General features: G+C 65.5%; 26 protein-coding genes. 14 read left to right on the forward strand and 12 right to left on the reverse strand.

The features are described from left to right. Positions 1-53 precede the first annotated feature (53 nt). Positions 54-1,418 carry an SPOR domain-containing protein gene (locus JJT62_RS10665; protein ID WP_202072733.1) on the forward strand — a complete coding sequence of 455 codons (1,365 nt, stop codon included), beginning with the start codon at positions 54-56 and terminating at the stop codon, positions 1,416-1,418. A gap of 108 nt (positions 1,419-1,526) precedes the next feature. Further along, entirely contained in the window at positions 1,527-2,537 is a 1,011-nt protein-coding gene (gene nagZ / locus JJT62_RS10670; protein ID WP_202072734.1) for a beta-N-acetylhexosaminidase, read from the forward strand. A gap of 105 nt (positions 2,538-2,642) precedes the next feature. On the opposite strand, the gene JJT62_RS10675 is transcribed toward nagZ, so the two are convergent. Beyond that, positions 2,643-2,885 (reverse strand): hypothetical protein, encoded by a 243-nt coding sequence (locus JJT62_RS10675; protein WP_202072735.1) that lies wholly within the window; start codon positions 2,883-2,885, stop codon positions 2,643-2,645. A gap of 469 nt (positions 2,886-3,354) precedes the next feature. Here JJT62_RS10675 and JJT62_RS10680 point away from each other — a divergent pair, with 469 nt between their 5' ends. Further along, on the forward strand, positions 3,355-3,882 hold the full coding sequence (locus JJT62_RS10680) for a Uma2 family endonuclease (RefSeq protein ID WP_246744823.1): 528 nt from the start codon (positions 3,355-3,357) through the stop codon (positions 3,880-3,882). Between the two features lie 89 nt (positions 3,883-3,971). On the opposite strand, the gene JJT62_RS10685 is transcribed toward JJT62_RS10680, so the two are convergent. Further along, the gene (locus tag JJT62_RS10685) at positions 3,972-5,603 is read right to left on the reverse strand and encodes an alkaline phosphatase PhoX (protein ID WP_202072737.1); all 1,632 of its coding nucleotides are present in this window, start codon (positions 5,601-5,603) and stop codon (positions 3,972-3,974) included. 244 nt (positions 5,604-5,847) lie between these two features. On the opposite strand from JJT62_RS10685, the gene JJT62_RS10690 reads away from it, so the two are divergent. The 6 genes from JJT62_RS10690 (at position 5,848) to serS (ending at position 10,851) form a co-directional block, all read left to right on the forward strand. Continuing rightward, entirely contained in the window at positions 5,848-6,663 is an 816-nt protein-coding gene (locus JJT62_RS10690; protein WP_202072738.1) for a ScpA family protein, read from the forward strand. 72 nt (positions 6,664-6,735) lie between these two features. Next, a complete protein-coding gene (scpB, locus tag JJT62_RS10695) occupies positions 6,736-7,485 on the forward strand; it encodes an SMC-Scp complex subunit ScpB (RefSeq protein ID WP_202072739.1) in 750 nt (249 codons plus the stop codon). A gap of 147 nt (positions 7,486-7,632) precedes the next feature. Next, positions 7,633-7,863 carry a twin-arginine translocase TatA/TatE family subunit gene (locus JJT62_RS10700; RefSeq protein ID WP_202072740.1) on the forward strand — a complete coding sequence of 77 codons (231 nt, stop codon included), beginning with the start codon at positions 7,633-7,635 and terminating at the stop codon, positions 7,861-7,863. Between the two features lie 162 nt (positions 7,864-8,025). Then, a complete protein-coding gene (locus JJT62_RS10705) occupies positions 8,026-8,439 on the forward strand; it encodes a preprotein translocase subunit TatA (protein ID WP_246744824.1) in 414 nt (137 codons plus the stop codon). Next, positions 8,436-9,224, forward strand: coding sequence for a twin-arginine translocase subunit TatC (gene tatC, locus JJT62_RS10710; protein ID WP_202072741.1), 789 nt, complete (start codon positions 8,436-8,438; stop codon positions 9,222-9,224). The genes JJT62_RS10705 and tatC overlap by 4 nt, the downstream gene beginning before the upstream one ends. A 211-nt stretch (positions 9,225-9,435) precedes the next feature. Further along, the gene (serS, locus tag JJT62_RS10715; RefSeq protein ID WP_202072742.1) at positions 9,436-10,851 is read left to right on the forward strand and encodes a serine--tRNA ligase; all 1,416 of its coding nucleotides are present in this window, start codon (positions 9,436-9,438) and stop codon (positions 10,849-10,851) included. 174 nt (positions 10,852-11,025) lie between these two features. Here the strand turns inward: serS and JJT62_RS10720 are convergent, their stop codons facing one another. Then, complete coding sequence (locus JJT62_RS10720) at positions 11,026-11,403, reverse strand: hypothetical protein (RefSeq protein ID WP_202072743.1); 378 nt, start codon at positions 11,401-11,403, stop codon at positions 11,026-11,028. 177 nt (positions 11,404-11,580) lie between these two features. After that, positions 11,581-11,991: an SH3 domain-containing protein gene (locus tag JJT62_RS10725; protein WP_202072744.1), complete on the reverse strand. Its 411-nt coding sequence runs from the start codon at positions 11,989-11,991 to the stop codon at positions 11,581-11,583. A 113-nt stretch (positions 11,992-12,104) separates the two neighbouring features. On the opposite strand from JJT62_RS10725, the gene surE reads away from it, so the two are divergent. From surE to JJT62_RS10740, 3 genes are all read left to right on the forward strand, one after another. Then, entirely contained in the window at positions 12,105-12,890 is a 786-nt protein-coding gene (gene surE / locus JJT62_RS10730) for a 5'/3'-nucleotidase SurE (RefSeq protein WP_202072745.1), read from the forward strand. After that, on the forward strand, positions 12,887-13,564 hold the full coding sequence (locus JJT62_RS10735) for a protein-L-isoaspartate O-methyltransferase (protein WP_202072746.1): 678 nt from the start codon (positions 12,887-12,889) through the stop codon (positions 13,562-13,564). Before surE ends, JJT62_RS10735 begins: the two co-directional genes overlap by 4 nt. Before the next feature lie 126 nt (positions 13,565-13,690). Next, entirely contained in the window at positions 13,691-15,322 is a 1,632-nt protein-coding gene (locus JJT62_RS10740; RefSeq protein ID WP_246744825.1) for a peptidoglycan DD-metalloendopeptidase family protein, read from the forward strand. A gap of 95 nt (positions 15,323-15,417) precedes the next feature. On the opposite strand, the gene JJT62_RS10745 is transcribed toward JJT62_RS10740, so the two are convergent. Both JJT62_RS10745 and JJT62_RS10750 read right to left on the reverse strand, forming a co-directional pair. Further along, positions 15,418-15,729, reverse strand: coding sequence for a YkgJ family cysteine cluster protein (locus JJT62_RS10745; protein WP_202072747.1), 312 nt, complete (start codon positions 15,727-15,729; stop codon positions 15,418-15,420). A 191-nt stretch (positions 15,730-15,920) separates the two neighbouring features. Beyond that, positions 15,921-17,714, reverse strand: coding sequence for a bifunctional diguanylate cyclase/phosphodiesterase (locus JJT62_RS10750; RefSeq protein WP_202072748.1), 1,794 nt, complete (start codon positions 17,712-17,714; stop codon positions 15,921-15,923). Between the two features lie 376 nt (positions 17,715-18,090). On the opposite strand from JJT62_RS10750, the gene JJT62_RS10755 reads away from it, so the two are divergent. Continuing rightward, complete coding sequence (locus JJT62_RS10755) at positions 18,091-18,384, forward strand: hypothetical protein (RefSeq protein WP_202072749.1); 294 nt, start codon at positions 18,091-18,093, stop codon at positions 18,382-18,384. Here the strand turns inward: JJT62_RS10755 and zapE are convergent. The 5 genes from zapE to JJT62_RS10780 form a co-directional block, all read right to left on the reverse strand. Beyond that, positions 18,359-19,540 (reverse strand): cell division protein ZapE, encoded by a 1,182-nt coding sequence (gene zapE, locus JJT62_RS10760; RefSeq protein ID WP_202072750.1) that lies wholly within the window; start codon positions 19,538-19,540, stop codon positions 18,359-18,361. The genes JJT62_RS10755 and zapE overlap by 26 nt on opposite strands. Further along, the gene (locus JJT62_RS10765; RefSeq protein ID WP_202072751.1) at positions 19,540-20,037 is read right to left on the reverse strand and encodes a GNAT family N-acetyltransferase; all 498 of its coding nucleotides are present in this window, start codon (positions 20,035-20,037) and stop codon (positions 19,540-19,542) included. The genes zapE and JJT62_RS10765 overlap by 1 nt, the downstream gene beginning before the upstream one ends. A 51-nt stretch (positions 20,038-20,088) precedes the next feature. Then, entirely contained in the window at positions 20,089-20,568 is a 480-nt protein-coding gene (locus JJT62_RS10770; protein ID WP_202072752.1) for a hypothetical protein, read from the reverse strand. Positions 20,569-20,644: 76 nt separating this feature from the next. Then, positions 20,645-20,854, reverse strand: coding sequence for a 4-oxalocrotonate tautomerase family protein (locus JJT62_RS10775; RefSeq protein WP_202072753.1), 210 nt, complete (start codon positions 20,852-20,854; stop codon positions 20,645-20,647). Positions 20,855-20,901: 47 nt separating this feature from the next. Beyond that, on the reverse strand, positions 20,902-21,417 hold the full coding sequence (locus tag JJT62_RS10780; protein ID WP_202072754.1) for an NUDIX domain-containing protein: 516 nt from the start codon (positions 21,415-21,417) through the stop codon (positions 20,902-20,904). A gap of 166 nt (positions 21,418-21,583) precedes the next feature. On the opposite strand from JJT62_RS10780, the gene JJT62_RS10785 reads away from it, so the two are divergent. Next, a complete protein-coding gene (locus tag JJT62_RS10785; protein ID WP_202072755.1) occupies positions 21,584-22,480 on the forward strand; it encodes a metallophosphoesterase in 897 nt (298 codons plus the stop codon). On the opposite strand, the gene JJT62_RS10790 is transcribed toward JJT62_RS10785, so the two are convergent. Then, on the reverse strand, positions 22,465-23,214 hold the full coding sequence (locus tag JJT62_RS10790; RefSeq protein WP_202072847.1) for a hypothetical protein: 750 nt from the start codon (positions 23,212-23,214) through the stop codon (positions 22,465-22,467). The genes JJT62_RS10785 and JJT62_RS10790 overlap by 16 nt on opposite strands. Positions 23,215-23,386 lie beyond the last annotated feature (172 nt).

Consider the following 23,386-nt stretch of genomic DNA (forward strand, 5'->3'; position numbering starts at 1 on the left):
CGCGCGACGCCTGACGATAAGCTCCGCGAGTGGGAAGAGGATCGAGGTAGATCATGCGTGAATCGTCCGTTAGAGGCCCAGCGATCGACCTCTCGGAATTCGAGCGGCGCATGCGGGCGGCGGAGACGCCGCAGGTCGCCCCGCCGAAGACCAACCCTCTGAGCGAGCTCGCCCGGCTGATGCAGGGCGAGAGCGCGCCAGCCGATCCCCTCAACAAAATCCTGCCCGATCCGCGCGCGGCGCGCGCGGCTCCCCCGCCGCCGCCGCAACAGCCGCAGTGGGACGCGCCTTTGCGCGGCTCCCTGGACGCCGCGCCGCCGGTGCAGCCCGAGCCGCGCCATTACGAAGAGGCGCATCCGCATTACGCGCAGCATCAGGGCCATGAACATCAGGGCCATGATCAGGGCTACGAGCAGCATCAGGGCTATGACGCGCACGCCTACGCCCATGGCCAGCAGCCCGACCAGCATTATGACGCGGCCTATCACGGCGGGGCCGAGGGCGGCTGGCCGGATGACGCGGAATATCTCGACTATGGCGCCGAGGAGTCTCCCGAGACGGCGCGCGGCGGCGTCGGCAAATATCTGCGTCCCTGGCATGCGGTCGCGGCGATCTCCGTCATCGCCGTCGCCAGCATCGGCTGGGGCTTTCTGCATCGCGGCGGCGCAGGCGGCTCCAAGGAGATCGCCGTCATCAACGCGCCGGAAGGCCCGGTGAAGGTGAAGCCCTCGGCCGAGACGGAGCAGGAGACCGCGAGCGACAACGGGGCGGCTGTGCTCGACCGCAAGGATTCGACGCCCGTCAAGCAGGTGGTGACGCATCAGGAGCAGGCGATCGATCCGACGGTGGCGCCGAAGGCGGTGACGCTAGGCAATGGTCCCGTCGACGCGCCGCATGAGCCGGCGCTCGGCTCGCAGCCCCATAAGGTGAAGACCGTCACCGTGCGCCCCGACGGCAGCCGTGTCGATGAGGCCAGCGTGCCGCCGGCTGTCGCCAAGAGCGCCAATCCCGTCGTCGTGCCGTTGGATCCGTTCCAGACCAAGGGCGCGACGCCGAAGCCCGAGACCAAGACCGCGACGACGCCGGCTCCGAAGCCCAAGCCGGCCCCCAAGCCGGCCCCCAAGGTCGCCGCTGAGGAGCCCCCGGCCGACGCCGGGGAGACCGCCGCCGCCGCGCCCGCGACGACGAGCGGCGGCTACGCCGTGCAGTTCGGCGCCGCCAATACGGAGGAGGAGGCCCGCACGCTTCTCAAGACCGTTTCGGCCAAGTATGGCGTGCGGCCGACGTTCAAACCCGCCAAGGTCGGCGACAAGACGGTCTATCGCGTCCGCGTCGCCGGCGTGAGCAAGGAGTCCGCCAACGCCATCTGCAACAAGGTCAAGGCGTCGGGCGGCAACTGCTTCGTCGCGGGGAACTGACAAACCGTCATGGCCGGGCTTGTCCCGGCCATCCACGCCTTGCCGAATCGCGTGGATGCCCGCGACAAGCGCGAGCATGACGTGCGGTTGTGATTCCGGAACTTTCCCATGCGCGCTTTCATCTGCGGCCTCAAAGGCCTCTCCCTCGACGCCGATGAGCGCGCCTTTCTGCGCGAGGCCAGCCCCTGGGGCGTCATCCTCTTTCGCCGCAACGTCGAGAGCCGCGAGCAGGTCGCGCGCCTGACGGCGGAACTGCGTGACGCGCTCGGCCGTCACGCGCCGGTGCTGGTCGATCAGGAAGGCGGCCGGGTGCAACGGCTCAATACGCCCCATTGGCGCGCCTATCCGAGCGCCGCACGCTTCGAGCAGGCCGGCGCCGACGCCCTGCAGGCCGAGCGGCTTGCCTGGCTAGGGGCGCGGCTGATGGCGCATGATTTGCGCGAAGTCGGCATCGACGTCGACTGTTTGCCGGTGCTGGACGTTCCAGCCGAAAGCTCTCACGCCATCATCAGCGATCGCGCCTACAGCCGTGACCCTGCGCGCGCCGCGAAGCTCGGCCGCGCCGCCGCCGAGGGGCTGATGGCGGGCGGCGTCGCGCCGGTGATGAAACATATCCCCGGCCACGGCCGCGCCCAGGCCGACAGCCATCTGGAGCTGCCGGCGGTCGAGGCGAGCCGCGCCGAGCTGGAGGCGGTGGACTTCGAGCCCTTCAAGGCCAACGCCGACCTGCCCATGGCGATGAGCGCCCATGTGGTCTACACGGCGATCGACCCGAACGCGCCGGGCACGCAATCGAAGACGATTGTGCAGGACATCATCCGCGGCGTGATCGGCTTCGACGGCCTGCTGATGACCGACGATCTTTCCATGAAGGCGCTGACCGGGAATTTCCGCGAACGCGCCGAGCGCGCCATCGCCGCGGGGTGCGACATGGTTCTGCATTGCAATGGCGACCTCGCCGAGGCTCTCCCGGTGGCCGAAGGCGCGCCGGCGTTGGCGGGCAAGGCGCTGGAGCGGGCGGAGAAGGCGCTTGCGTGCGTGCGTGCGGTCGAGGCCTTCGACCTCGCCGCTGGCGTTGCGGCGTTCGAGGCGGCGATAGGGGCGGGGGCGCGAGTTTGAAGGTCGCTTCAGGCCCGCTGCCTATTCAGTCGCCTACACAAACAAACGCCCCGACCGTCGATGTCACGGTCGGGGCGTTTTTGTCTCAGGCCTAATCTCGCAAGCTTAGTGACACTTGCCAGTCCAGTGGCGGATGCCTTTGGTGACTTCTGCCGGGGAATAGGAAACGAAGCAGTCGGGCCGAGCATTCGTCTGGGGCGCGTCGGCCAAGAGATCGTCGCCGGTCTCCGTAGCGCGCGCATAGAAATCCTGAGGATGCGCGCGTTTGTGCTTCTCGGCCGCGAGCGCTCCCGAGGCCAGGCTGGTTCCCACTAAAAGCAGGGTCAAAAAAAGCCGATTACGGATCATGGATATTTCCCCCTTAAGTCGATGCATTCTTGCATCTTGTGCCTATTAACAAGGCAAATAATCGTCCATATATTAGGCAATATGACGATTATCTAGTCATATAGACTACATTTCAATCATCTGTTCACAAAGAGCCACGCGGGACGATTTTCGTTGGTCCACTCCCGGTGGAAGGGAGGAAGGAAAGCCGGTGAAAGCGTGTTTTCTTTTGATAAGTTATTGAGTATATTGATAAATGTCTATGTTCTCGATTGGCCTGCTCGAGAAGCTGCGCGCGTGGCTTAGGCCTTTAGAGCGTCACACAGGGAGCGATGGGCGGCAGCGCGGGCGTCTTCGCTCGCACCTGATTCGCGGGGCTCACGCTCGTTCGGCGAGACGACCTGGGCGTGGTCCGATTCGACGAGTGGCGCGGGCGGCCCGGCCGCGCTATCCTCGCTTCATGTCCGCCGCCGCCGTTCCGAAAGAGCGCATGAGCGCCGAAGAATTCATCGCCTGGTCGCAGACTCAGGCGGGGCGCTACGAACTCGCCGGCGGCGAGGTTTTCGCCCAGGCGTCGGAGCGCGTCGCGCATGCGAAGATCAAAGGCCGGGTCTATATGGCCCTGCACAACGCCCTCCGCGCCAAGGGCCTGCCTTGCCATTCTTTGCCCGACGGCATGGCCATTCGTATTGCCGCTGATACGGTCTTCGAGCCCGATGCGCAGGTCTATTGCGGGCCGGAGCTGCCGCCCGATACGATCGTCGTCGAAAACCCCATCATCGTGGTCGAGGTTCTGTCGCCGTCGACCGGGAAGAACGATTCTCTTGGCAAGCTCGCGGCCTATTTCCGGCTGCCGAGCGTCGCGCATTACTTGATTGTCTCGCCGGATGCGCGGCTCATCTTCCACCACGCGCGCGGGGAGGGGGAGACGATCCTGACGCGGATCATCCGCGAGGGCTCTGTCACGCTCGACCCGCCGGGGCTGGAAATCGCGCTTACGGACATCTACGGGGAGTAGCGCCTGTTTGCGCCCCGTCTAGTCGTCACGGAACTTCGCTGGCGTCGCTGCGAAAGAGCCGGCGGCGCGTGCGCCGCCGGCGGCCGGGATCAGCGGCCGATCTTGTAGAACTCGTAGACCTGGTTCAAGCCGTGCTGCTGGGTAAAGAAGCCGCGCGCGTGCTCGAGGCTTCCTTCCATGCCGACCATCTCGCCCTTGGCGGGGCTGCCGTTGGAAATGACGACGCCGGTCGGTTCATTGTCATCCTTGCCGACGGGCGCGGCCAGCGTGTCGGCGCCCAAAGCGACGAAGCGCGCCGCCCGGCCGTTGCGCACATTATACGCCCAGATCGAGTCGTATTTTTGCAGTTGGTCATGCAGCTTGTCGCCCCGGTCTTCGGCCGCGAGAAGCTGCTCGCGGTTGGCGAAGAAGATATTATCGAAGGCGGCATGATCCTGGTCGCCGAGAACGAAGACAGAGACGCTGCCATCTCCGCTGGCGCGAGCGCCGTGATGCTCCTCGTGCTCTTCGTGCTCCTCGTACTCTTCGTTCTCGCGGAGGTCGACACGGATGATGGCGCCCCAGGCGCCACGGGCCGCAAGCTGCGGCACCTGGCCCGTCGGGGCGTCGGTGTCGCCGGTCGCGGTGAAGTAGAAAGTGCGGAAATGCGAGTCGGGCAGCCAGGTCATGTTTTCCGGACGCTTGAACGGCGTCGCGCCCGCGGCTTTCGCCGCTTCGGTGGCGCTGAACGGCGTCGTGTCATCCTTGTGCGACTCGTGGATGGTCACCCACTTGAACGGCAAACGCAGGCCCGGCGTGTAGAGCTGCTTTTGCGCCGGCGAGATGATGTCGCCGATCACGTCGTTCGCATGGAAGGTGACCGGCGCGCCATCGACATAAACCTGGAGCGACTGCAGTTTGCCGCCGTCCTGCAGGCGCTTCGGGTTGTTCGGCACGAAGCGGTAGACGAAGGAGTTGGGCTGACGCGCCGACTTCAGCGGCACATTCGCCACCCCGTCGACAGTGGCGGTCGTGCCGGAAGGCGCGGTTTTTCCGCCGATGTCCTCAACCAGATAGATGTTGCCCTTGCCGTCGGGATGAATACCCTCGAAGCCGCCCGTGCCGATGAACGCCTCGAGAGAGACGCGCTGCGCCGGCCAGTCGAGACTGACCTCGTGGACATTGCCCGTGCCGTTGAGCGTGGCGGAATTGTCGTTCTCTTCCGCAAAGAGCAGCTTCTGGGTGAAGGGGTTGTAGCTTGAGCCGTCGATGCGGTTGAGGCCCGTTTTGCCGCTCGCCGAATCGACGGGCGTCAGCAGGGTGATGCGGTGCGCCGGGTCGGCGACGTCGAGATTGATGCGGGTGATATAGGCCATATCCCCGCCGTTCTCATGGCCCTGATAAAGGAAGCGGCGGCCGTAGTCATAGCCCGGCGTCGGACCGCCGGGATTTCTGGGCAGCACGAGATAGGTGTGGATGTCCGGCACCGTATCGGCGCCCGTCGCCAGCTTGCCGAAGGTGACGATGTCTCCGCTCGGATTTTCCAACAGGTCGGGCGTCGACGCGAGCAGACGCAGGCTGAAATTGTCGCTCACCAGTGTCGCCTGCGGATTGCCGGTCGGAGACACGGCGTTGGGAACGCTGAAGGTGATCGGCCCGACGCCCTTCGGGGAATCGGCCAGCGCCGTTGTCGCCGCGGCGAGCGCCGCGAGGGCGACCGTGTATTTGAGCTTGAGATACATCGACTAATTTCCCCATCCGTTGAAACGCTTGCGCGGAACCAAGCTCGGCTGCGCAATCGGCGGGACATATCGCAGCGCCGCTTGAAACATTTGAGACAGGAATGTGTCGGGCCGCTCCCGCCGGGCGGGCGGTCATTTCATGTGGATGGCGTTCCCGGACCGCGCGCCGCGCTTGCGGGCGCGCCGTGAAGTTGCCAATCTCCGGCCTGAAAGTCGCGTAATTGTCGCATAGCTGGAAAGTCGATTGGCCCAGGACCTCTCATTCGATCTGTCCGATGAACCGCGCGCGGAAGGCGAGGCCTTTCTCGTCGACGTCGACGGATTCGAGGGGCCGCTCGATCTGTTGCTGGAGCTTGCCCGGCGCCAGAAAGTGGACCTGTCCCGCATCTCCATTCTGGCGCTCGCCGAGCAATATCTCGCCTTCATCGAGGCGGCGCGGCGGGTGCGGCTGGAGCTGGCGGCAGATTATCTGGTCATGGCCGCCTGGCTCGCCTTTTTGAAGTCGCGCCTGCTGCTTCCCGAGCCCCCCAAGAACAGCGACGAGCCCTCGGCGGCGGAGCTTGCCGCCGCGCTCGCCGAACGCCTCAAGCGGCTGGAGCTGATCCGGCTCGCCGCCGACAAGCTGACCCAGCGGGGGCGGCTCGGACGCGACATGTTCCTGCGCGGCGGGCCGGAGGGATTGGAGACCATCTCGCAGCCGAATTATCAGGCGAGCCTCTTCGATCTCCTCTCCGCCTATTCCCGCCAGCGCCAGAAGACCGCCGCCGTCCATGTGGTGCTGAAACAGCGCACGGTCTGGTCGCTCGCCGAGGCGCGCGAGGCGCTGGAGCGGCTCGCCGGCGTCTCCGCGGAATGGACCGTGCTGGACGATTATCTGCTGCAATATTGCGCCGACCTGCAGACGGCGCGCACCGTCCGCGCCTCGTCCTTTTCGGCGTCGCTCGAAATGGTGCGCGAAGGCCTGTTCGACATCCGGCAGGACCGGCCCTTCGCGCCGCTCTGGCTGCGCCGCCGCGCGCCGCAGCCATTATTGGACCGCGAGCCTTTGGGCTCGCTCTAGTCCTGCGAGCCCGAAAGCTCGCTTTGATTCTGCGAGCCTGAAGGCTCGCGGTCCAGCATTTGGAGGAGCGCATTGGCGCAGCCCGCGGAAAAAATCGAACTCTTCGACGTCAACAGCGACGAGGCGCTGGCCCGCCACGAGGTCGCCTTGCGCGAGGCGGAGCGCGTCGTCGAAGCGATGCTCTTCGCCTCTGCCGAGCCGCTCGATGAAGCCGAAATGGCCCGGCGCGTCGATGACAAGGTCGAGCTCGCCCAGGTGCTGGAGCGGCTGCGCAACCATTACGCCAATCGCGGCGTGAACCTCACCCGCGTCGGCAAGAGGTGGTTCTTCCGCACGGCAGGGGATCTCAACTGGATTCTCGCCCGCGAGCAGGTGGAGGAAAAGAAGCTCTCCCGCGCCGCGCTGGAGACGCTCGCCATCATCGCCTATCACCAGCCGGCGACCCGCGCCGAGATCGAGGAGATTCGCGGCGTCGCCATTTCCAAAGGCACGCTCGACACGCTGATGGAAACCGGCTGGGTCCGCCTGCGCGGCCGCCGCAAGGCCCCCGGGCGCCCAATCACCTATGGCACGACCGACGCTTTCCTGATGCATTTCGGCCTGGAGCAGATCAGCGATCTGCCCGGCCTCGACGAGCTCAAGGCGGCGGGCCTCTTCGACGGCCGTCTCCCAAAGGGCTTCGGCGTGCCGCAGCCCTCCGACGACTCGGCGCTGCGCGATGACGAGGAGCCGCTGGAGGACGACGCCCCGCAGGCGCTGGAGATGGACTTTCCCGAGGAGCCGGAGCCGATCGACGCGCCGGACGCGCTCAACGACGATTGACGCCGTTCTCCCCTCATTGCGAGCTAAGCGCCCGTTAAAAACCTATCATTTCGCTAGCCTGTCGCCTTGTTTTTGAGCCGCGGGCCGCATAGGTTCCCGTGAGTTTGGTCGGCGATCCCGGCCTGTTTCCCACTGGAGGTTTCCGCCATGGGCGGTTTCTCGATCTGGCACTGGATCATCGTCGGCGGCGTGGCGTTCATTTTGTTCGGCGGAAAATTCAAAATTTCCGACGTGATGGGCGACGTCGCCAAGGGCATTAAAGCCTTCAAGAAGGGCATGGCCGAGGATGAGACCGCCGAGGCGGCGAAGCCGGTGGGAGAACGCGTCGAGCCACGGGCCATCGAGGCGAATAAATCGGCGAGCGGCGACAAGGTCTAACGGAGTAGGGGCGGTAAGCCCCCTCCCCAACCCTCCCCCGCTTCGCGGGAGAGGGGGCAGACTGCGGCTTGAATCAGCGACGCTGATCGCGAGCGTCCCCTCTCCCGCGGAGCGGGGGAGGGACAGGGAGGGGGCGCCTCCCATCATCTTCTCGGACTGGAAATGTTCGATCTCGACCCCGGAAAGCTCCTCGTCATCGGCATTGTCGCGCTCATCGCGATTCCGTCGAAGGATTTGCCGCGCGTGCTGCGCACTTTGGGCCAGGCAACGGGCCGCATGCGACGCATGGCCAATGAATTCCAGGACCAGTTCATGGCGGCCATGCGCGAGGCCGAGCTCGACGATCTGAAAAAGCAGATCGAGGAGACGAACAGCGCCATCATGGCCGGCGCGAGTCTCAACGGCGCCTTCGATCCGATGGCGGAGGCCCGCAAGCAGATCGTCAGCGCGATCGAGGACGGCGACAAAAAATCCCCGCAGGAACGCCTGACTGAGGAGCCGCAAAGCGGCGTCTCGACGGAGGGGCAGCCTGCCACGGACGCAGCTCCTCAGGACGCGCAAAAGGCGGATAAATGACCGAGGCCGACGAAGCCGAAATCGAAGCCTCCAAGGCGCCGCTGATCGAACATCTGATGGAATTGCGCGAGCGGCTCATCAAGGCGCTGCTCGCCTTTCTGGCGACGTTCATCCTGGCCTTCTTTTTCGCCAAGGACATCTACAACATTCTCGTCATCCCCTACACGCAAGTGGCGGGGCCCGAGGCGCGGCTGATCTACACCGCGCCGCAGGAATATTTCTTTACCCAGATCAAGGTCGCGCTCTTTATGGCGGCCTTCCTGTCCTGCCCGATCGTGCTCTCGCAGCTTTACGCCTTCGTCGCGCCCGGACTCTACCGGAACGAGCGCGCGGCCTTCCGGCCCTATCTTTTCGCGACGCCGGTCTTCTTCGCCGTCGGCGCGCTGGTTGTTTACTTCCTCGTGATGCCCAATCTGCTGCGCTTCTTCATCGGCATGCAGCAGGCGAACGAGCCGGGGAAGGCGCAGATCGAACTGCTGCCGCGCGTCTCGGAATATCTCTCGCTCATCATGACGCTGGTGCTCGCTTTCGGCGTCGTCTTCCAGATGCCGGTGATTCTCACGCTTCTGGGGCAGGTGGGCATCGTCTCTTCCGATTTCCTGAAAGAGAAGCGCCGCTACGCCATCGTCATCGTCTTCGTGATCGCCGCGGTCCTGACGCCGCCGGACGTTTTCTCTCAGCTCGCGCTCGCGGTGCCGGGGATGCTGCTTTACGAGGCGTCGATTTATTCGGTGCGGATGGTCGAGAAGAAGCGCGCCGAGCAGGAAGCGGCGGCGCAGGAATAGCGGCAGCGCGCCGCTTGACCGCATTACGCGCCTGCGGGAGAAGGCCCTAAGTTTTTCCAGCGTCATGGCCGGGCTTGTCCCGGCCATCCACGCCGAGACGTCGCGGCCTTGCTGGGAGCACTGCCGCAGCGGCGCGGCGTGGATGCCCGGCACAAGGCCGGGCATGACGCGGTTACATTCTCATCTGACACCAAACGCCCGGTAGCCCGACATGTATGACATCAAATGGATTCGCGAGAACGCGGAAGTCTTCGACAAAGGCCGCGAACGGCGCGGGCTTGCGCCCATGTCGGCGGAACTCTTCGCGCTCGACGATGCGCGTCGCGCGGCCATCGCCGAATTGCAGAAGGCGCAGGAGCGTCGCAACGCCGCCTCGAAGGAAATCGGCGCGGCGATGAAGGCGGGCGACAGCGCCAAGGCGGAAGCGCTCAAGGCGGAAGTCGCGCAGATCAAGGACAATTGGCCGGCGCTGGAGCAGGCGGAGCGCGACGCGATCGCGGCGCTCGATACGGCGCTGTCGAGCATCCCCAACACGCCGCTCGATTCCGTGCCGGAGGGCAAGGACGAGAATGAGAATGTCGAGGTCTTCCGTTGGGGAACGCCGCGCACTTTCGACTTCACGGCCAAGGAGCATTTCGAGATCGGCGAGGGTCTCGGCTTCATGGATTTCGAAACCGCCGCCAAGCTCTCCGGCGCGCGTTTCGTTGTAAACAAAGGCCCGCTGGCGCGGCTGGAGCGCGCGCTCGCGCAATTCATGCTCGATCTGCACACGGGCGAGCATGGCTATATGGAAGTCAACCCGCCGCTGCTTGTGCGGGATGAAGCGATGTTCGGAACGGCGCAATTGCCGAAGTTCAGCGAGGATCAGTTCGCGGTCTACGCCGGACCAGCGGGCAATAATGGGTTTCTTAGAATAGTCCAACAAGAGTACGCGAAGAAGTTGGAGGATGCGAAGGCATCTGGTGATGAGGAGACTGTAAATAGCCTCCTGAACACGTCCGATGAAGTGATAGCCAACCCTTTCTGGCTCATCCCCACCGCCGAAGTGCCGCTGACAAACCTCGTCCGCGAATCCATCCTCGACGAGGCGCAGCTCCCCATCCGCATGACCGCCGGCACCTATTGCTTCCGCGCCGAGGCGGGCGCCGCGGGCAAGGATACGCGCGGCATGATCCGCCAGCATCAGTTCTACAAGGTGGAGCTTGTCTCCATCACCGCGCCCGAGCAGTCGCTGGAAGAGCACGAGCGCATGACCGGCTGCGCCGAGAAAGTGCTGCAGGCTTTGGAATTGCCCTATCGCAAGGTCGTGCTCTGCACCGGCGACATGGGCTTTGCGTCGCAGAAGACCTACGACCTCGAGGTCTGGCTGCCGGGGCAGGGGAAATATCGCGAGATTTCCTCCTGCTCGGTCTGCGGCGATTTCCAGGCGCGGCGCATGAACGCGCGCTCGCGCGGGCCGGACGGCAAGCCGCGCTTCGTGCATACGCTCAACGGCTCGGGCGTCGCGGTCGGGCGCGCCATGGTGGCGGTGCTGGAGAATTATCAGGAGGCCGACGGCTCGGTGACGGTGCCTGCCGCGCTGCAACCCTATATGGGCGGCCTCACGCGCATTGCGCGGAGGGTGTAGGCAACATCGACGGCGCCAATACCTCCCCTTTACGGGGAGGTCGGCGGCCAAAGGCCGCCGGGTGGGGCTCGCGCCGTTACGACTCGGGTTGGGGCGGACCCCACCCGACCCCGCTTGCGCGGGGCCACCCTCCCCGTAAAGGGGAGGGATTTGCTCACGATCAGCGCTTTGGTGTCAGCGCAGAACGCTGACGCCGGCGTCGACGATTTGCCCGGCGGCCATCACCGGCGCGGAGACGATGGCGACGCCCAGCTCTGCCGGGCCGCCATCCTGATAGCCGGCGACGCCGCCGCGCGGGCCGTATACCGTCCCGTCGAGGACACGCGGCATGTAGATGAAGCCGGCGTGCGGGCCGTGACTCACGGCGCACCAGCTATGGTTGCACTGGTCGATGTTGACGACGTCGCCGGCGGCGAGCGTCATCAGATGCGGGCCATTGGGGTGCGCGTGAAGCATGAAGTTTCCGCCGAGCATGGCCTCGAAGGCGGAAGCGCTCGAAACCGAGCCGACGAGAGCGACAGCAGCGATCAGTGAATAGCAAAGCGTACGCATGATTGCCTCCCCACTTAAGATGCAGGCACGCAAAAATATGGCGCGCCGGAGCGGGAGGCCTATGCCCGAGGCCGTGTTTTTCTCGGGCTTCCCTAAAAACGGGTCAAAAGTCTGCGAAGGATTCGACGAAGCCATCCGGGGGAGAAAAAGCTCCTCCGGATTGCTTCGCTCACTGCTTCAATAGCCCGCGACGACCGGCGGTTGCATCGGCGCCGCCTGCCCATATACGTCCGCCCCGCCCGCGCCGAAGATGTCGCCAGCGGCTTCGAACGGGGCGCCCAACAAGCCGAACGGGCCGGCGTCGGCATAGCCGGCCGAACCGTAGTAGCCGGGCGCGCCCGCGCTGGCGGTCAGAAGCGGCGATGGGACGAAGCCCACGGCCGGGCCATATTGAACGCGGCACCAGGCGCGGCAGGGGCCGGCCTGGACCGCCGCTCCGGCGGGTATAGTGGCGACGATGGCGCTGCGCATGCCGGGGCGGGCGCGTAAGGCGGTGTCCGCCGACACAATGGCGGGGACGGCGGCCGCCGAGGCCACCGAAGCGGCGAGCCCCATGGCGACAAACAGAGGCGTAAGTTTCGAACGCATGGCGCACTCCCTGCGCTTTACCCAGACCCCCGAACCATGTAGGGCGTGCGTGGGCGCGAGCCGTGAAATTTGCGCTCAAAACATCCCCACTTCCTCACGGTCACGCCCGAGCGATGCGAATTCTCATCACCAATGACGATGGCGTTCACGCGCCCGGCCTCGAAGTCGCCGAAAAGATCGCACGGGCGATCTCCGACGACATTTTTATCGTTGCGCCGGAGACCGAGCAGTCGGGCGTCGCTCATTCGCTTTCGCTCAATGATCCGCTGCGGCTACGCGAAATCTCGCCGCGCCATTTCGCGCTGAAGGGCACGCCGACCGATTGCGTCATCATGGCCGTTCGCAAGCTGATGCTCGATAACCCGCCCGATCTCGTGATCTCCGGCGTCAACAGCGGACAGAATCTCGCCGAGGATGTGACGTACTCGGGCACGATCGCGGGCGCCATGGAGGCGACGATTCTCGGGATTCCGGCGATCGCGCTTTCGCAGTGCTATGATTTCTTCGCCGGCCGGCGCAAGATCCATTGGGAATGCGCCGAGGCCCACGGCGCGGCGATCGTGCGCAAGCTGCTGGCGACGGGCATCCCGGGCAATGTGCTGATGAACGTCAACTTCCCGGCTTGCGCCCCCGGCGCGGTCGCGGGCGTCGCCGTCACCATGCAGGGCCGGCGCAGCAACGATCTCATGCGCATCGAGGACCGTCAGGACGGGCGCGGCAATCCCTATCATTGGATTTCCTTCCAGCGCGGCAGCTTCACGCCGGGGCAGGGAACCGATCTGCTGGCGGTCGACGAAAACAAAATTTCCGTGACGCCGCTTCAGCTCGATCTCACCGACCATCCGACAGTGACGCGACTCGCGCGCGCTTTCGAGGAAGGCCCGAAGGCGACCATATGAGCGATCCCGCCGCCAAGGCTGCCGTCGAGGAGCGCGCGGCCTTGCTCCTCGCCGTGCGTCGGGCGGGGGTGCGGGATATTTCGGTCATGCGCGCCATCGAGACCGTCCCGCGCGAGGCTTTCGCGCCTTACAAGTTCCGCGATCTCGCCAACCGCAATCTGGCGCTGCCGCTCGGCTGCGGGCAGACCATGTCGCGCCCCGCCGATGTCGGCCGGCGCATAGAGGCGCTACGCATCGGCAAGGGACATCGCGTGCTGGAGGTTGGGACCGGCTCCGGTTACGGGACGGCGATCCTCGCGCGCCTCGCCTGGGAGGTGGTGTCGCTGGAGCGTTTCGAGACGCTCGCCATCGAAGCCGCGCCGCGGCTCGCCGCCTTGGAGATCGCGAACGCTGCTGTGCTGCATGCGGACGGCCTCGCGCCGGAGGCGACGCTCGGCGAATTCGACCGCATCCTCGTCGAGGCCGCGCTCGACTCGCCGCCCACCGCGCTGATCTCCATGCTGTCGCCGGGCGGGACGCTCGTGTACGCCCGCCGTGAGCCGCAAACGGGCGAGAAGCGCGCCCGTCAACGATTGATTAAGGTTGATCGCACGGAAAGCGGCGAGCCGCACGAGACCGATCTCGGGCCCCACAGCCTCGGCCCGGCGGCGAGCGGCGTTGCAAAAGCCTTGTGAATCGAGACTTTGCTTATGATGAAGATTTTCATGAACCCGCTCATCGGAGATTCATCTTAAACGCCTCCTTAACCGACACGCGCATACAACTAACACGTTGTTGGTGCGTGCGAGTGGGTCGGCGTCATGGCTAAAGAGCGTCAAATTTCCAATTCGCGGGCCGCGCTGCGGCTCATGATGGCCGTCGGGGCGGCCGCTCTGATGTCGGGTTGCTCCGACGCCACGCGTTTTTCCGACCCCTTCTCCGATCCTTTCAGCGGCTCGGGAGCCGCCGCCCAGCGAAGCGCGTCCGTTCGCGGCGTCGACCGGGCGCCGACGGGCGCGATCGCCAATCCGGCGCCCGCCCGTGTCGAATCGCGCCCGCTGGCGCCGCCGACCGCCGCTCCAGCTCCCAGCGCCGCCGCCGCTGCGCCCCGCACGCCTGTCGCCGCCGCTGCGCCAACTTCGGCGGGGCCCGCCGCGGCCCATTGGACCGCAGATGGCGGCACGCCCGTCACTGTCGCGCCGGGCGAGAGCGCGGCCATGCTGGCCACCCGCTACGGCGTCCCGCCGGATGCGCTGCTGCATGCCAATGGCTATAGCAGCGCCGCGCAGGTGCAGCCGGGCTCTCGTCTGATCATCCCGGTCTATCGCGCCGGCGCGGTCGCCCGTTCTGCGGCGCCCGCCGCGGCTCCTGCGCCGGCCCCTGCGCCCGCAAAGGTCGCCGCCGCCGAGCCGAAACCCGATCCGAAGGCCGAAGCCGCCGCCGCCCGCGCGGAGCAGCGCAAGGCGGAGGCCGCCGCCAAGGCCGCCCGTGAGGAGCAGGCGAGAGCCGAGCGCGCCGCCAAGGTCGCCCGCGAGGAAGAGGCCAAGGCCAGAAAGGCTGAAGCCGCCGCCCACGAGCAGGACGCCAAGCGTCTGAAGAAGGCCGAGGCCGATAAGGCTGCGGAGACGGCGCGCCTCGCCAAGATCGAGGCACAGAAAGCGGCCGCCGATAAGGCGGCCGAGGCCAAGAAGCTCGCCGAGGCGAAGAAGCTCGAAGCCAAGAAGCTGGCGGAGGCCAAGGCCGCCGACGCCAAAGTCGCGGCTGAGAAGGCCAAGCTCGCCAAGGCTGAGGCTTTGAAGTCCAAGACCGACGCCTCGAAGTCCAAGGCCGACGCCCTGGCCAAGGCTGAAGCCGCGAAGGCGGCGGCGGAGGCGAAGCTCGCCAAGGCCGAGGCCGACAAGGCGGCCAAGGCGGAGCGTCTCGCGAAAGTCGCCGCCGAACGCGAGCAGGCTGCTGAAAAGCAGGCCAAGGTCGCCAGCGCCGAGACGACTCCCGCCGCCAGGCAAGTCGATCGGGGAACGCCGACCGCTTCCATCCCGGCCGCCGAGGAGACCACGACCAAGGTCTCGGCGACGGAAAGCGATCGTCCTGAGTTTCGCTGGCCGGCGCGCGGCCGCATCATTCAGGGCTTCTCGTCCGGCGGCAATGACGGCATCAACATCGCCGTGCCCGAGGGCACGCCGGTGAAGGCCGCCGAAGGCGGGCAGGTGGCCTATGCCGGCAGCGAGCTGAAGGGCTATGGCAATCTGGTGCTGATCCGTCACCCCAACGGCTTCGTGACCGCCTACGCCCACAATGGCGAGCTCGACGTCAAGCGCGGCGACACGGTGAAGCGCGGCCAGACCATCGCCCGCTCCGGGCAGTCCGGCAATGTCGGCTCGCCGCAGCTCCACTTCGAGCTGCGCAAGGGCTCGACGCCGGTCGATCCGACGAATTACCTCGCGGGTCTCTGACAAGCGGGAAAGAATTCTCCGGCGTCCGCGAGACACTGGCGGCGGAGATAGCGAGGCGGCGGGTCCCAAGAAAGGCCCGCCGCCTGATTTCGTTTCTATATCGATAATTCAGCCAGCCCATAAGCCGCCCGCGCCTGTCGGCATTTATCGTCCCCGGGCTCGACTGATCTGCAAGGGGAAGGGCGCGCGTCATAGACGGCGCAGCGCGTCTCCCGGCCGATCTCGCCGCTCAGCGCCGCGCAGCGCGGATGTCGGCAATTCGTCCCGATCATATGCGCCATGGTCGCGTTGAGCGGCGCGTAGAGCGCCTCCGGCAACCCGCGCTCGGGCGCCTCCGCCCAATAGAAGGACACCCGAAAATTGGCGCAGCAGGCGCCGCAGGCTGTGCAGGGATTGGTTTGTTCCATGAGCCGTAGGCCGAGCAGGGAGCAGTCCTTTTGTTGGACGAATCTTAAGAACCGCAAGGCCCCCTCCCTGTCCCTCCCCCGCTTTGCGGGAGAGGGGACGCTCGCGATCAACATTTTGGATGAAGGCCACGCTCTGCCCCCTCTCCCGCGAAGCGGGGGAGGGTTGGGGAGGGGGTAAATGCTGGGCTTCGTCAGGCGGCGCTTGCGGCTTTCTCGGATCGAATCTCTCGCGCTTCAAGCGCAACGTCCTCGCGCGCGGCGAGCCATCGTTCAAATTCATGCGCCGGCATCGGCCGCGCGAAGAGAAACCCCTGCATCATGTCGCAACCGGCGAGGCGCAGGAAGGCGGCCTGTTCGTCGGTCTCTATGCCTTCGGCGATCGTCGCGTGGCCCAGCGCATGCGCCATATTGATCGTCGCGCGAACGATCGCCTGCGCTTTGGGATCGACGCTCACCGCCTCGGTGAGCGAGCGGTCGATTTTCAGGAAATTGACCGGAAGTTTCGCGAGCTGGGAGAGGTTCGAAAAACCGACGCCGAAATCGTCGACGGAAATCCTCAAGCCGGCATCGCGCAGGGCGGCGACGCGCGCGGCGGCGGCGTCGAAATCGGTCATCACCATGGTCTCGGTGATTTCGACCTCGATCAGACTGGGATCGACGCCGTGCTGTGTCAGCAGCGCGATGAGATTTGGCGCGAAAAGCGGGTCGTCGAATTGCGCCGGAGAGACATTGACCGCGATTGGAATTTGCTTCCCTTGATCCACCCATGCCCGGCATTGCCGCAGCGCCAGAGTCAGAACGGCGGCGCCGAGCTCCGGCATCAGTCCGGCGTGCTCGGCGATGGGGATGAATTTGCCGGGCGGCACCATGCCACGAATTGGATGGCTCCAGCGCAGCAGGGCCTCGACGCCCGAAAGCGATAGGCCCGCCGACTCGACTTTCGGCTGGAAATGCAGGGACAAGGCGTCCGAGTGAATGGCTTTGCGAAGCTCGTATTCGAGCTCGTTTCGCTCGACCGCCGTCGCGCGCAGCCCCGGCTCGAAAAGAACGAAATTATTCTTGCCCCTTTGCTTTGCGGCGTACATCGCAATATCGGCGAGGCGGAGCAGCTCATGCGGGTTCGTCGCATCCTGCGGCGCCCGGGCGACGCCAACACTGGCCCCGACCTGAATCCTCTGTCCCTTGATCTCGAAAGGCTCCTCGAGCGAGGCCACGATCGCCCGCGCGATCTCCTCGACCTGTGACGGGTCGTTCACCTCTGGAACGAGCGCCACAAATTCGTCTCCGGCGAAACGCGCAAAAACGATGTCCTGGGGGCAGGCGTCGCAAAGCTCTCCAAAGGCCGTCGTGCAGGTGGCGAGCTCCTCGAAGCGCCGTTGGAACGCGTTGCTGGCGACGCGCCGGCTGACCGCCTTCAAAAGCGCGTCGCCAATCTGATGGCCGAAGGCGTCATTGATCGACTTGAAGCCGTCGAGGTCGATGAAGAACAGGGCGCCAAAGCAGTCGCCCGGCGCGTCGCTCCGCTTCGCCCCGAGGGACAAGACGTGGTTGATGGCGGCGCGGTTGGGCAAGCCGGTGACGGCGTCGCTATGCGCCAGCGCATTCATCCGCCGGATATTGGCGTTGAGGCGCTCGACCATTTTGTGGAAGCTTTTGGCCAGGCCGCCCACCTCGCAGGCGCATTCGACGTCTATCGGGCTGTTGACGTCGCCGGCCGCGATAGCGTCGGCGCTCTTGCGAAGCGCGACAATGGATCCGGCCAGCCGATGCGCCGCCGCATAGGTGACCATCGCGGGCAAAGCGGCGGTGAAAAGAACGGCCAAGCCTATGATCCGCCAATCCGGCCCCCCCTCCATGGCGTAGAGCAGGAGATAGGTCAGGCCCAAGGCGCAGGCGCCCGAGAGGGTCATGCTCATCAGACAGAAACGGACCGGAATGCTGTTCAACCCCCGTCCGAAGGCGGCGTCTCTGTCCTGGTCGATCATGCGGCTTTCGGTTGTTACGCGCCCGGCTGAGGGCGCTCGAGGTTGCGTTTGCAGCTTCGACGCCTTGCGTATCACCTAAGTTAAACTGGGAGTTGTGTTTTTAGAAAAGCTTTGTGGAGGGTATGCGCTTTATTGAGCGCGGCCTCGGGCGTTAACCTTCGCTGAAGCACGTTTCGGTTTCTGGCAAAGCGCGCTCGAGCGCATTCCGCAAAAGTTGGACTTTTCCGAAAAGAATGCGCTCCAGCTTTTTAAAGCTGCGCGCTTTCTCGTCGCTCGCATGATTCCATGCGAGCGGAAAGCGCGCTAAGGCAGATGGCAGGGACGCGCTCGGCGGGAAGCGCCCGCGGAACCGCAACTCGTAAAGGAGCCTCGATCTGTGAAATATCGTCTTGCCTGCCTGTTCGTTTTCGCGGTCACGCCCGCGCTCGCCGTCGATCCCACCGGCATCCCTGAATGCGACGCCTTGCTGAAGCGTTACGAGGCTTGCTCGTCGCAGCTCTCGCGCAAGCAGGTGCATGCCGCGCAGAAGGAGCTGCTCGACGGGGCCATGGGGATGCGGGCGGTCGCCAACGATCCGGCGAAGCGCGCCGATCTCGCGCGCTATTGCACGGATACGTTCGAGCAGATGAAGAAGGCGAGCGACATCAAGGACTGCATGTCGAAGCCGTAAGGCTTCGTGCGCCGCCCGACGCTCTTGCCGCCAGCGCCTTTCCGGCGACGCAATGATCGAGATAGGCGCTGGCGCGCATTTCGGCGAGACGGGAGACGGCGCGCTGAAACTCGCGCGCCTCGTCGCCATGCGGGGCGTCGTACAGCAGCTCGGGCGCGGCGGCGGCGGAGATCGCCAGCAGCACATGCGCCTCGTAGAGCACGTCGACGAGCGTAATGAGCCGCCGCGCCTCGTTGCGTTGCTCCGGCGCGAGAATGGGCGCGTCATCCATAAGAATGGCGTCGAAGCGCCGCGCGATTTCCATATAGTCCGAGGCCGCGAGCGGCCGTCCGCAAAGATCCGCAAAGCTCAGCCGGGCGACGCGCCCCGCTGTCTGCGGAATGAAAATCGTGCGCCGTTTTACTTCCAAGGTCGCCGGCGCGCCGCGCCGCACGCCGGCAAGGGCGAGAAAGAGCGCGTCCATGGCGGCATGGGCGGTGTCGTCCACGGGCGCGAAATAAACCTCGCCCGTGCAGTCGTGCCGCGCGCGATAGTCGATCGGCGCAGCGAGGCGCAGCACGTCCATGCGCGATTGCAGGAGCGCGATGAAGGGCAGGAACAAATCGCGGTTGCGCCCGCCGTCATAGAGGCGCGACGGTTCGACATTGGATGTCGCGACGACCACGACGCCCTGCGCGAGAAGCGTCACAAAGAGCCGCGCGAGAATGGTGGCGTCGGCGATGTCGGTCACCGCGAATTCATCGAAGCACAGCAGGCGCGTCTCGGCGGCGATCTCTTGCGCAACGAGCGTCACCGGATCGGCGACGCCGGCCGCCGCCTCGCGCCGAAGCCGGTGCAGCCGATCGTGCACGTCGAACATGAAGCCATGGAAATGGACCCGGCGCTTCTTCTCGACCGGCGCCATGCCGAAGAAGAGATCCATCAACATGGTTTTGCCGCGACCGACCGGCCCCCAAAGATAGAGGCCGCGCGGCTGCTCTTCCGGTTTGAGCAGGCGCCAGACGCGCGCGAGCGGCCCGGCCGGCTTCTTCTTGGGCTTGGCCAGCGTGTCGATCAGCGCCTGCAGCCGCTTCACCGCCTCGCGCTGCGAAACATCGGGATGAAGCCCGCGCTCGACGACGAGCGCGTCATAGCGTTCGACCAAGTGACGTTTCATCAGGCGCGCCGCATCCGGCCGCTGGCGGCCTCGAAAGCGCCGGGACGCAATTCGCAATAGAGCACGCGGTCCGGGTCGACGGGGCCGGGCATGACGAACTTGTCGCGCGGCGCGCGGGCGAAGCCGACCCTGGAATAATAATCGAGATCGCCGACGAGCAGCACCAGCCCATGGCCCGCGGCGCGCGCGGCGTCGAGCGAATGCTTCATCAGCTTCTCCCCGACGCCCTGCGAGCGGAAAGCGGGTTCGACGGTGAGCGGGCCGAGCAGAAGGGCGGGGGTCTCGCCGACGAGAATATGCGTCATGCGATTGGCGCCGACGAGCAGCGTGCCGACGCGCGCGACGAAGGAGAGAGACAGATCAGGCGCGACGCCTTCGCGCAGGCGATAGGCCGTGCGGGCGTAGCGGCCAGGGCCGAAGGCGCGCTCGTCGAGTTTCTCGATCTGCGCCTCATCGGCGGCCGTCATGGGGAAGAATTGGATGACAAGGTCGATCATGAGCCGGAGCGAGGCCATAGCACGCGGCGCGCGCCGGAGGCAAAACCGCCGCTAGAGACTATGCAACAATTGCCGCACGAAGGGCGCGCGCCTGAAGGCGGCGAGGTCGATCTTCATGTCGTCCCCATCCTTCGGCTTGCCGCCAACGGCCTTTCGCGCGTCGCCGAGCACGCCGGCGCGATATTCCTCGAGCGAGAGCGCGCCGGATTTGCTTTTGTTCCAACGCTTGAAGATCTTGTATTTCGCAAGGTCGTAGGCGTCCGAGCGGCCTTCCTCCGCAGCGAGATCGGCGAGGCCGAAGCTGAAGCGCATCCAGGCGTCGCGGGAGATGGCGCCCGTATGCTTCATGTCCATCTCGGCGAAGGTCTTGTCGATGAAGTGGTTGGCCTCGGTCGTCGTGATGACGCCGTCGCGGTTCTCGTCGAATGTCTGGAACATCGCATCGAGCATATGCACGGCGTCGCTTTGCGCGCGGGCGGGCAGGGGGCTGATCGCGACGAGGAGGGCGAGCGCGGTAAGAAAGCGGTTCATCTATAATCCCGAAAAGACGACAGCAGGCCCCAATTCTGGACATGCGCGCAATTATGAGGGCTTCGGCATGCTACAATCAGCCTGCCTGTTGTTTGCGGTAGTCGGTGGTGAGCATTCCGGCGAAGCCCCAATTGTCCTCGTCGATTTCGTCGATCACGATGTGAATGTGCTCCGGCCGCTTGTGCAGAATCTCGACGAGCAGTTGGTTGATGCCTGCGACGAGAGCAGCTTTTTTCTCACGGGTCACGTCGGGGCCTCGGGTGATTTTGACGTTCACATAGGGCACTGCCGAACTCCTTGGATTTGGCGGCGACAGCGCCGTCGCCGGTCAAATCACCAATAGGGCGAGACCGGCTCTCCCGCCACGACTTCGGCGATCCGCGCCCGGGTGGCGGGCGTCGCGTCCGGGGGCAGGGCGCCGAGCGGGAAGAAGCCGGCCTCGGCGATTTCGTGGTTTGGCGCGCGCGGGCCGTCGAAATGGAAGTGCCGCACCACGTAAAGCGCCACATGATCGCGGGCCGAGACGCGGCGGTTGAGATAAACGCCATGCAGCGCCGGCGCGCCCAGAATATGCACGCCGCCCTCTTCCTCCAGCTCGCGGGTCAGCGCCTGCAGCATGGTCTCGCCGCTCTCGACGCCGCCGCCCGGCAGATAGAAGCCCGGAACATAGGTGTGGCGCACGAGCAGCACGCGATCGTCGGCGTCGATGACAAGGCCGCGCACGCCGAGCGTCATGGGCCGTTGGAACAGCGCGCCAAAGGTGATGATCCGCGAGACGAGCCGCGCCTGAAACGTCGGCTGCGGCGACGCCTCGACCGGCGCAGTTTTCGTGGGCGGCTGGTGTCTCATGTTTCGACTATGGCAAATGGCGCGGGAAGGCTCTAGGACTATTCTTGTTGACGGTGGAGACCGCGAGCCTTCAGGCTCGCTCTTAAAAAATGCGCGCCTGAAGGCGCGCGGTCCGAAAGGCGCCCGACACCGTCTCTCCAACAAAGGTCACGAATAAAGGTTGAATGTGAGCTTCCTACTCGCCCATCTCTCCGACGCCCATATCGGGCCGATCCCGCGCCCCAATCTCGCCGAGCTCCTCGGGAAACGCGTCACAGGCTATGTGAACTGGCTCTATAAGCGCGCCGGCCAACACGATATGGGCGTGCTCGCGCGGCTGGTCGCGGATATGCGCGCGCAGGGGCCCGACCATGTGCTGATGACGGGCGACATTGTGAATATCGGCCTGCCGGCGGAGATCGCGCTCGCCAAGGACTGGCTCGCCACGCTCGGCGCGGCGCAGGAGGTGAGCTTCACGCCCGGCAATCATGACGCCTATATGCCCGACGTGACGAAGCTCGTGCACGAGGTCTTCGAACCTTGGACGACCAGCGAATTGCCGGCGCCGGGCTTTCCCTATCTGCGCCGCCGTGCGGGCGTGGCGTTGATCGGGCTCGATTCCGGCGTGCCGACCGCGCCATTCGTCGCCTCGGGACGGCTCGGCGAGAAACAGCTCGCCGCGCTCGGCGCGCTTCTGGACGAGACGCGCGCGGAGGGCCTCACCCGCGTCGTGTTCCTGCATCATCCGCCCCATGTCGGCGGCGCCCGCCTGCTGCGCGGGCTGGACGACGCAGCGGCGTTCGAGGCGGTGATCGCCAAGCATGGCGCGGAGCTCGTGCTGCACGGCCACAACCACAAGCCGAGCGTCGCTTATATCGCCAGCCCCAAGAGCCAGACGCCCGTCGTCGGCGTCGCCTCCGCCTCGGCGCGGCCGGGCGGGCATTATCCGGCGGCGGCCTATAATCTCTACGCCATAGAGCGGGCGGGCGACGCTTTGCGCATCAAGCTGCGTCGCCGGGAATTGAACGAAGCGGGCGAAGTCGTCGAGGCGAGCGCCGAGGAGCTGGTTCAGCCGGCGACATAGGTTTTATAGGCCCAGGCCGCAATGACCGCGAGAAGGCCGAAGAAGGCCGCGGAGCCAAGAAACTCGACCAGATAGAGGAAGAGACGGAAAGCCTTGCCGTCGAGGGCGCCGACTTTCTCTTTCTCTTGCTCTTTCACGGCAGCCGGCGGTCCGCTGCGCAGCGCGCGGGCGGCGCCGCCGCTGGCGTAATCGACCGCCAGCGCTTTCTCCCGCTCGATCAGCCGGTGCGCGATATAATCCGTCACCGCGTCGACAGCTTCGCCGATGTCCGCGGTTTCGCGCAGCGTGATGCGGCCGTGACGCGTATCCTGCAGAAAACGATAGGTCCGCCGGTCGCGGTCCATCTCCACGAAGCCGATCTGGTCGATGAACAGGCGCGGGCGCTCGCCGGGCGCGACGGCGATGTCGAAGATATCGCAGTCGGGCGGCACCTGCGCCAGCACGGGGGCGAGCGCGTCGCAGAGGATGTCGAGCCGCGCCACTTCGGCGGCGCGTAGATCGGCGAGGGCGGCGGAATGCTCGGCATTTTCGACCCGCGCGCGACGCAAGGCGCTCGCGAGACTGGCCATGCGCTGTTCGAGCGGCGCTTGGCCCGGCTTTTCCGCGACCCCAGCCTTTCCGACGCCGCTTTCGCCGCCGACTATGGGCGAAATACGGTCGGTCGCGGCGGGCGCCGGCTTTTTGAGGGCTGTCGAGCGGCCGTTGTCGGGTCTTGCAGGCAAAGGATCTTCCATGTCGCTCACTCGCTTCGCCCTCGGCCGGCGTGTGCAACTTAAGAGTTCTTTTACTATAGCGGCTTGGGCGGGAGTTGCGAAGCGCCGCAAGGGCGTAGCTGAGGCGGGGAGTCGACTTTTCCCCCATGCTCCGGCTAGGGAATCGTCAGGCTGCCGGTGATTCCGGCAATTA

It is taken from the genome of Methylocystis sp. Sn-Cys (assembly GCF_016745395.1).
In the GTDB taxonomy this organism is placed as follows: domain Bacteria; phylum Pseudomonadota; class Alphaproteobacteria; order Rhizobiales; family Beijerinckiaceae; genus Methylocystis; species Methylocystis iwaonis.